Genomic DNA, 1,047 nt, shown 5'->3' with positions numbered 1-1,047 from the left:
TGCGAAGGAACTCGGGGAAGGCTGCGACGCGTTCGGTTTCGCTGAGGTAGGGGCGGGCGTAGGCCCATTCCTCCTGCAGGGTGCGGTTGAAGCGTTCGACCTTGCCGTTGGTTTGCGGCCGGTACGGGCGGGTCCACTTGTGCTTGATCCCGTTGTCGGCCAACAACTGTCGGAACATTCGGGACCGATAACATGACCCGTTGTCGGTCATCACCCGCGCGGTGGTGACACCGATAGAGGCGAAGTGCGCCACTGCCCGGGTCATGAACGCGGTCGCGGTTTCCTTCTTCTCATCACCGAGGATCTCTGAGTAGGCGTAGCGGGAATGGTCGTCGACGGCGTGGTGGAGGAACGCGTACCCCAGGTTGGGGCGGCCGTGGACTTTGCGGGGTCGTGCGGGCTCGCGGTGGGCGCTGGAGTTGCGGGCGCCCAGGGCGCGTCCGTGGATGCGGTGTCCGCCACCGTCGGGGATTCTGCCGAGTTTCTTGATGTCAACGTGGATCAAGTCTCCGGGCGCTTGGCGTTCGTACTGATGAATCTCGCGTCTGCGGGCACGTACGGGCGCCCCTGTTGCGGGGTCGGTCCATGACAACCGTAGGCATCGGTACCGGGTCAGGATGCGGTGCACCGTGGAGACGTTCACCCCCAGGTGAAACGCGATCCTGGCAGGCCCCCAGCGGCGGGAGACGCGTAACCCGACGACCCGGCGTTCCCGGCGCCGGCTGGTGCGATGCGGACACGACCGGGGTCGGCTGGAGCGGTCGACCATTCCGGCTGACCCTGCCTCGCGGTAGCGGTCGGCCCACCGTTTGGCCGTGGTAACCGACACGTTGAATCGATCAGCCGCGCGACGCAGTGGCCACCGGTCGTCCACGACGCACCGAGCCAGACGCAACCGACCAGTCGGGGACAACGGTGAATTACGGTGAGACACGAAGACCTCCGGGTTGAGGAGCGGTTCCTAGACAGCTCCACACCTCACTCGGAGGTCTTCCCTATGTCACGCCGACTCGCCGAACGCCGTACCTAACGTCCCGGGTCAGTACA

General features: G+C 65.5%; 1 protein-coding gene. It reads right to left on the bottom strand.

From position 1 onward, the window contains the following. Positions 1-934 (bottom strand): IS481 family transposase (locus ABIC25_RS24925; RefSeq protein WP_354563591.1); only part of this gene is annotated, 934 nt, incomplete at its 3' end. Positions 935-1,047: the final 113 nt, after the last annotated feature.

The organism is Gordonia sp. PvP123 (genome assembly GCF_040547295.1).
Taxonomy (GTDB): Bacteria; Actinomycetota; Actinomycetes; order Mycobacteriales; family Mycobacteriaceae; genus Gordonia; species Gordonia terrae.
The sequence above is the reverse complement of the archived record's forward strand: the minus strand, read 5'-3'. Positions and strand labels throughout refer to the sequence as shown.